Here is a 1,569-nt window from a genome sequence, read left to right as displayed (position 1 = left end):
GCCGTTGGCCGGCCCACGTGTTGCGGCCTGCGTTCATGAGGGCCGGCCAACGGCCGGCGCTACCGTTACGGTGAGCGGCGACGCTCTATGACGTTCAACAACGGCCCGGTCATGGCGGTAGTCACCAGCGCCATGATCACCAGCACCGCAAACAGACGGTCACCCAGCAGGCCGAGTTCGTAACCGAGGTTGAGCACGATCAGCTCCATCAGGCCACGGGTGTTCATCAACGCACCCAGCCGCCACGCCTCACGCGTCTCCAGCCCGGCACTGCGCGCAGCACTGAAGGTCCCCAGCAGCTTGCCGACCGTCGCCACGGCAATCACCACCAGGCACAGCACCAGGTCGCTGGCCTGCAGCGCATCGGCACGCATGCGCAGACCGGTCATGGCAAAGAACAGCGGCAGCAGCAGGGTGACCGCAAAGGGTTCCACCTTCGAGATCAGCAACTGACGCAACTGTGTGTTGGCCGACACCGCCACACCGGCGGCGAACGCACCGAACAAGGCATGGATGCCCAACACTTCAGTAACCAGTGCGCTGGCCAGCGCCAGCAACAGCACGCCCAGCAGCCAGCGCCCTTCGCTGCCTGCCTTGACGGTCTGACGCGCGAACCACGGCTTCACTGCGCCCAGCATCAGCGCGATGAAGGCCACCACGCACAGCAGGTTGACGCTGGCGGTGATCCAACCGGTCGCCTGCGCGGCGGCCACGATCAGCGCCAGCAGGCACCACGCGGTGGCATCGCCAAGTGCAGCGCAGGCGATGGCGGTCTGTCCCAGCGGGGTGTGGGTGATGCCACGGTCCGCCAGGATGCGCAGCAGCACCGGGAACGCGGTGATGCTCATGGAGATGCCGACGAACAACGCGAAGGCGGTGAACCCCACCCCCTGCGGTCCGTGAGCGGGATACAGCCAGATCGCCAGCAGCACGCCGAGTACGAACGGCACCGCGATGCCTGCGTGACTGACGGTAAAGGCAAAACGACGGCGACCGCGCAGTGCGCCCAGGTCGAGCTCAGCACCGGCCACCAGCAGGAACATCAGCACGCCGAGCTGGCTGAGCATGCCCAGCGGCCCCAGCGAACTGGCCGGGAACAGCGCGCCGTGCAGGCCGGGCAGCAGGCTGCCCAGCACGAGCGGACCCATCATCAGGCCGGCGGCCATTTCGCCGATCACCGCCGGCTGGCCGAGGCGCTTGAGCAGCGCGCCGGCCCCTTTGGCCACCACCAGCAGGACCAGCAATTGCAGCAGGAACAGGCCCAGCGGCGAGGCCAGATGCTGGGCCCAGTCACTGCCCACGACCTTCTCCGCCTTGGCGGCGACCGTGGGCAGGCCCGGACCGGCATAGCGCGCCAGCGCCAGGCCGATGGCCAGTGGAATCCCGGCCCAGGCCAGGTAGTGCCAACCCCATTTCATCGGCCGTGACTCGCCCCTGCTTTGTGCGTCCATGAACATGCCCTTGCGTGAGGGCCCATCATAGCGCGGCAGGCACTCGATACCCCCGGTAGCGCCGGCCGTTGGCCGGCCCTCATGAGCGCCGGACACATTCCATGAGCCGGCCAACGGC

General features: G+C 67.8%; 1 protein-coding gene. It reads right to left on the bottom strand.

Annotated features, from left to right (window positions below):
• Positions 1-65: 65 nt before the first annotated feature.
• Complete coding sequence (locus tag QMX83_RS21390; protein ID WP_282298634.1) at positions 66-1,457, bottom strand: cation:proton antiporter; 1,392 nt, start codon at positions 1,455-1,457, stop codon at positions 66-68.
• Between the last annotated feature and the right edge of the window lie 112 nt (positions 1,458-1,569).

It is taken from the genome of Stenotrophomonas sp. PS02289, assembly GCF_029960115.1.
Taxonomy (GTDB): domain Bacteria; phylum Pseudomonadota; class Gammaproteobacteria; order Xanthomonadales; family Xanthomonadaceae; genus Stenotrophomonas.
Note: the sequence above shows the minus strand (reverse complement) of the source record. Positions and strands in the feature narration are given on the sequence as shown.